General features: G+C 34.5%; 7 protein-coding genes. 2 read left to right on the top strand and 5 right to left on the bottom strand.

Annotated features, from left to right (window positions below):
* The first annotated feature begins 70 nt into the window (after nt 1-70).
* On the top strand, nt 71-1549 hold the full coding sequence (locus HT678_RS10425) for an ABC transporter substrate-binding protein (protein ID WP_172924993.1): 1479 nt from the start codon (nt 71-73) through the stop codon (nt 1547-1549).
* Nucleotides 1550-1738: 189 nt separating this feature from the next.
* On the opposite strand, the gene HT678_RS10420 is transcribed toward HT678_RS10425, so the two are convergent.
* From HT678_RS10420 to HT678_RS10400, 5 genes are all read right to left on the bottom strand, one after another.
* Nucleotides 1739-2353 carry an ATP-binding cassette domain-containing protein gene (locus HT678_RS10420; protein WP_172924991.1) on the bottom strand — a complete coding sequence of 205 codons (615 nt, stop codon included), beginning with the start codon at nt 2351-2353 and terminating at the stop codon, nt 1739-1741.
* A gap of 2 nt (nt 2354-2355) precedes the next feature.
* The gene (locus HT678_RS10415; protein WP_119919673.1) at nt 2356-3183 is read right to left on the bottom strand and encodes a hypothetical protein; all 828 of its coding nucleotides are present in this window, start codon (nt 3181-3183) and stop codon (nt 2356-2358) included.
* 4 nt (nt 3184-3187) lie between these two features.
* Nucleotides 3188-4009, bottom strand: a complete 822-nt coding sequence (locus tag HT678_RS10410) for a beta-carotene 15,15'-monooxygenase (RefSeq protein WP_172924989.1) — start codon at nt 4007-4009, stop codon at nt 3188-3190.
* Nucleotides 4010-5086, bottom strand: coding sequence for a hypothetical protein (locus HT678_RS10405; RefSeq protein ID WP_172924987.1), 1077 nt, complete (start codon nt 5084-5086; stop codon nt 4010-4012). It abuts the gene before it with no gap.
* Nucleotides 5087-5233: 147 nt separating this feature from the next.
* Nucleotides 5234-5626 (bottom strand): hypothetical protein, encoded by a 393-nt coding sequence (locus HT678_RS10400; protein ID WP_050223172.1) that lies wholly within the window; start codon nt 5624-5626, stop codon nt 5234-5236.
* Between the two features lie 247 nt (nt 5627-5873).
* On the opposite strand from HT678_RS10400, the gene HT678_RS10395 reads away from it, so the two are divergent.
* Nucleotides 5874-6023 carry a DUF3502 domain-containing protein gene (locus tag HT678_RS10395; protein ID WP_345890417.1) on the top strand — a complete coding sequence of 50 codons (150 nt, stop codon included), beginning with the start codon at nt 5874-5876 and terminating at the stop codon, nt 6021-6023.
* Nucleotides 6024-6226 lie beyond the last annotated feature (203 nt).

The following is a 6226-nucleotide window of genomic DNA, read 5'->3' as shown; positions in this document are numbered from 1 at the left end:
TTTGATTTTCATTGAGTATAAGATCATTACATTGTTTATAAGTTTAAAAATAAAAAAAGGAGTTTTTATCATGAAAAACTGGAAAAAATATGCTTTTGCATCTGCTAGTGTAGTCGCTTTGGCTGCAGGTCTTGCTGCTTGTGGAAACTTGACAGGTAACAGCAAAAAAGCTGCTGATTCAGGTGACAAACCTGTTATCAAAATGTACCAAATCGGTGACAAACCAGACAACTTGGATGAATTGTTAACAAATGCCAACAAAATCATCGAAGAAAAAGTTGGTGCCAAATTGGATATCCAATACCTTGGCTGGGGTGACTATGGTAAGAAAATGTCAGTTATCACATCATCTGGTGAAAACTATGATATTGCCTTTGCAGATAACTATATTGTAAATGCTCAAAAAGGTGCTTACGCTGACTTGACAGAATTGTACAAAAAAGAAGGTAAAGACCTTTACAAGGCACTTGACCCAGCTTACATCAAGGGTAATACTGTAAATGGTAAGATTTACGCTGTTCCAGTTGCAGCCAACGTTGCATCATCTCAAAACTTTGCCTTCAACGGAACTCTCCTTGCCAAATATGGTATCGATATTTCAGGTGTTACTTCTTACGAAACTCTTGAGCCAGTCTTGAAACAAATCAAAGAAAAAGCTCCAGACGTAGTACCATTTGCCATTGGTAAAGTTTTCATCCCATCTGATAACTTTGACTACCCAGTAGCAAACGGGCTTCCATTCGTTATTGACCTTGAAGGTGATACTACTAAAGTTGTAAACCGTTACGAAGTGCCTCGTTTCAAAGAACACTTGAAGACTCTTCACAAATTCTATGAAGCAGGCTACATTCCAAAAGATGTCGCAACAAGCGATACTTCATTTGACATTCAACAAGATACTTGGTTCGTTCGTGAAGAAACAGTAGGACCAGCTGACTACGGTAACAGCTTGCTTTCACGTGTTGCCAACAAAGATATCCAAATCAAACCAATCACTAACTTCATCAAGAAAAACCAAACAACCCAAGTTGCTAACTTTGTCATCTCAAACAACTCTAAGAACAAAGAAAAATCAATGGAAATCTTGAACCTCTTGAATACGAACCCAGAACTTTTGAACGGTCTTGTTTACGGTCCAGAAGGCAAGAACTGGGAAAAAATTGAAGGTAAAGAAAACCGTGTTCGCGTTCTTGATGCTTATAATGGAAACACTCACATGGGTGGATGGAACACTGGTAACAACTGGATTCTTTATATCAACGAAAACGTTACAGACCAACAAATCGAAAATTCTAAGAAAGAATTGGCAGAAGCTAAAGAATCTCCAGCGCTTGGATTTATCTTTAATACTGACAATGTGAAATCTGAAATCTCAGCTATCGCTAACACAATGCAACAATTTGATACAGCTATCAACACTGGTACTGTAGACCCAGATAAAGCGATTCCAGAATTGATGGAAAAATTGAAATCTGAAGGTGCCTACGAAAAAGTATTGAACGAAATGCAAAAACAATACGATGAATTCTTGAAAAACAAAAAATCATAAGATCAATTGATTTCGTGTATTCATTCCTAACTCCTAAAATAAGAATCACTGCTTTCCTCAGGCTTATCTGGGGGAGGCAGTGGTTTTTTTGAATGAAAAATAAACCAACTAATATAATTCAGGTATAGTTGGTCTTTTTGTATAAAATTGCTATTTTATGAGGAGTGTTGTCTCTGTAATAAATCATTCTTATCCCAAGTATAGAACTTCATCACAGAGACATTCGATATCTTGCTCTATATGAGAAGCTAGAATAATAAGTTTCCCCTTTTCTTTTAGGTGGAGTAATTTTTCTCGAATTTTTTGAACAGATTGCTTATCAAGTCCGTTCATTGGTTCATCTAAGAGTAATATATCTGGATTTTCCATAAAAGCCTGTGCTAGAGCTAATTTTTGTTTCATTCCTAAAGAGTAGTGTTTTACTTTTTTAGAAGAACTAGGATTGAGTCCTACATCTATCATACTCTGAATGATTTCTTTCTCTCCTATTTTATTTTTGATTAGAGCTAGTTGATGTAAGTTATCAAAACCAGAATAACCTTCCAGAAATCCTGGAGTCTCAATAATAACACCTACATTTGGTAAGAAGGGAAAATCTATTCCAAGTATGTTTCCATCTAATTCGATTTTTCCTTCAGTTATACCTTCTAATCCCGCTAAACACTTGAGTAAAACTGTTTTTCCTGAACCGTTATATCCAACAATTCCGTATATATTTCCACTGGAAAATTCAAAGGAAAGGTCTTCAAAAATTACATTGTATTTATAGTTTTTACGAATAGATTTTAAATGTAAGTCTGTCATATCTATTGTCTCCTTATTTTTTTCATAACAACTAGGATTATGGTGAGCAAAAGGTATAAAAGTAGGATACGAGTAATTATTTCTGGTAGGGATAGTAAGCCAGAATGGGCTTCGTATTTAATATAATGGAAGTCTAGCCAAGTTAAAGGAGATAAAAATTTAATCCAGAAACGTGAAGCTTCTGTAATAAATAATTCTACAATAACTAATCCACAGGCTAAGGTATTTCCTAAATTAGAATAATAACTATTGAAAACGAAAATCACTCCCCCAATCAATATGAACATAAGGAATAACAATAAGAATATTTGAAAAAAAGCGCCATAGGGAGAATAATATTGCAGTATAATGGAGCGTAGATGCGTCATGCTATCAACACCTTCCGGAAATGAAATGCGTCCTTGAGCTAGGGAAGGTAGGAGACGTCCCCAATGATTTGAAAGGTGTAGTGTAGGGAGAAAAGTGATTAAAATGCTGATGATTTGGTAAATCGAAGCGATTAAGCTCGCTATAATCAGATAAATAAACTGGGAGAGCATCCACTTTTTCTGTCCGATTTTTAAGATTAACCAAAACTGGAAAGTATCTTTTAAAGGAAGATTGCTAAATAGTAGTATGACAGATAAAATAGAAATTGCAGTGAACCATTGACTCGTGAAGAGAACAGTTACAATGCTGACAGGATAAGTTTCTTTGAAGTGATTAGCTAAATTAGAAAAAGGTAGCATTAAAATCAAAGTATAGAGGTGAAAGAAAATTAAGATAGGCAACAATCTTTTAAAGGTGAATTGTTGTTTTAAGAGAATAGTTACTACACGTATAATCTCCATAAGATTACTCCTTATCATAAAAATGCCAATGTTTTTTAAGAGCTAGTCGAATGATCTCTATTGACAAAAGTGCCCATAGAGTTAAGAAAATATAAGGATAAAGCAACGAAAAAATATTTCGAAAGTTTTCGTCACCTACTTGAAAATATGCTAGCCCTTCTCGTAAATAATCATCTGTCGTTAAGACGATATGTGGCAAGGTAAAAAAAGGGAGCACTCTCTCTAAACCGAATTTTGTGAGGACAAACCAGGTCATGCTTGGAAGAAGATAGACCATTAATATATTAGGGTAAAAAACGGAGAGAACTCCACCTAATAGAGTAAAGAATGCAAAATAGAGTCCAATTAGACTAATGAGAAGGAAGTAGAAAAGGAATATAAATCCTTGATTTAACAACCACTGATTGCTAAAGGTAGATGAATAGTATGAATTAGTAAGGGGAAAATAAAAGGAGAGGAGAACTAAAAAACAGAATCCTAAGGTCAGTCCTACAAAATAAGAACGGAAAATTAACCGTTTGACGAAGGAAGAAGCGTATTGTCGCAGAGACATACGACTAAGTAAAAAAGGAAGTCTATTTTGATGGTAGTCTTGTGAAAAGTCTGTTACTACAGTTGAAGCTGCCGTTAAGATATATAATGACATTGCTAGATTTCTAGAGAAGGAGAGCATGAAATAATCAGGGACTGCAAGTGAATTTCTTCCGTCTAATTTTATTGTTAGATCTGTATAGGACATCATCAATGCAACTACTAAGGAAAAGAGTAGTCCAATCCAAATCCTCCAATCTTTTAGCGTATATTTAAAGAGGGGGAGTATTTTCATCTAACTTACCTCTTTCCAGTTTGTGGGATCGATAACTATTTTATCTATACGATCTTTTTCTTTGATTTTAAAGATTAGGAAGGGACGATAGAGATTTCCTCCATAGAGTTCTTTTTCTTGAGTGGGAATAGGTATATACTCAATTGTAAATGACTCAATATAAATTGGACTGTCCAAAATCAAATTTTCGTATTTTTCTTTTAAAACATCTAATCCTTTTTGGACAGAAAGAGTCGCCATTTTATCTATTTTTTGAGTCGGTAAGATAACACCAGATAAATCAATTCCTTGAATCCCTGCTTGGGTGATGATAAAGTTTAGGTCAGGACCATGAATAAAACTAATCTCTCCGGATGAACCTAGCTGAGTTTCGCCATCAATAACTCTTTTACTAGAAAGTTTTGGAAAAACAGTAACATAGCACATATCAGTCAGATTGTTTTTGTCTATCTTTGTTCCTTTTAATTCTTTGGCATTTCTTTCGTAGGTTGGGAGATACTCAAGGAGTGTTTCTTTTGAGATAGCGTAGATGAGATAATCATAATCGTCAAATCCTAATTGGAGGGTATTTAGAAATTGCTTAACTTTGTTAACACCATCTTCTTTTGAAAATGGAAGTTCTTCTTTAAAGTCGGTTAGATTTAGATTATTTTCAATAGCGTCTAATCGTAGGTTGTGGAAAACACTTGATAGATCTGATATTTGATCAGATGTTAAATGAATCCATGATCCAGTTTTATTGACGGTAATATCTGCTCTGGTCTTTCCTTTTTGGAGTCTGGTTAAAGGATTCTTATCGGCAATAATTTCACTAATTTCACTATCGCTTCCCATAAAATTTTGGATAGCTGTTACCAATGTTTCTTTGTCTCCTTTTTTTGAGTCCCAAAAAGGCAATTCTTCTTTATAGGAGGTATCTATCTGGTCTGATAGATAGATTTGCTCTGTTATCTCTTTATAACCTTCTTTTATGGGAAGATTTTCCTTATTTATCTCAGTTGTTTGCTTTTGGCTATATTGACAAGCTGTTAAAAAGATAAAGGGAAGAATAAGTAGAAATAATAGGTATTTTTTCATAGTAAAAAGCTCCTTTAAAAAAGGAGCAGAGACATGATACTTTTTAGATGATGCCTCTACTCTTAGAAGGGGGCGTTAGGCTAGTGAGCGCTCACATGATAAACTAGCGAATAACCCAATGTTTGTTACTTTTTGTTTTGAGACGAATTAAGGGTCAAAACGTCCTGTTATATTCGAATTGAGCCAACCATATTTAGAGGCGTTGAGATAATAATAGCGTCCAATTGTTCCATAACCATTGTTATAGCGAAGATTATAGCGACCATTTGAATCAGCTATTTTCATCTCAGTTGCAGGCTCATCCTCAGCAGCAGTCCAAGCGCGAATTCTGACCTTTTTTCCCCAACCAAGACCACCTGTGATATTAGCAACAGCAGGGGAGCCGTCTGTTTTTTCAGTTTTTCGGCTACTAACGGAATAGTCTTCGCGTGTAACATGAAGATCAAAATATACCATCCTAGCAGAAACAGTCTGACTAGCTAAGGGGAGTAAGCAAGCGACTCCCAGTCCTAATGCGATGCATTTTTTCAAATTTGTCATCACAATACCTCCTTTGTATTTTAGTGAAATCGTTTTCATTTACATTGTACTACTTTTTTTTTATAATGTCAACCGCAAAATAAAGTATTTGTGATTGTGTGTAATTCGAATGTGATAATGTCTTTATAAAATAAGTTATTAGATTTACATATCTCATAAAATATGGTTAAATTATTATATTGAATTTAGAGTAGTACAGCATCTCTTCTAAAATATTGTTATAAATTGATTTGGATTCCAAAATTAAATTGCTCGATTCTTATTTCATTTTACTATATTTGACCCAGATAAAGCGATTCCAGAATTGATGGAAAAATTGAAATCTGAAGGTGCCTACGAAAAAGTATTGAACGAAATGCAAAAACAATACGATGAATTCTTGAAAAACAAAAAATAATCAGCTAAATTGATTTCGTATATTCATTCCTAACTCCTAAAATAAGAATCACTGCTTTCCTCAGGCTTATCTGGGGGAGGCAGTGGTTTTTTGGGCACAAGGATATAGATATTCCTGTTTTCTCTTATCCTTATTTTAATACTCAATGAAAATCAAAGAGCAAACTAGGAAGCTAGCCGCAGGCTGCTCAAAACACAGTTTTG

The organism is Streptococcus sp. 3167, assembly GCF_013277175.1.
In the GTDB taxonomy this organism is placed as follows: Bacteria; Bacillota; Bacilli; order Lactobacillales; family Streptococcaceae; genus Streptococcus; species Streptococcus pseudopneumoniae.
This window is presented reverse-complemented; position numbering and strand designations above follow the sequence as displayed.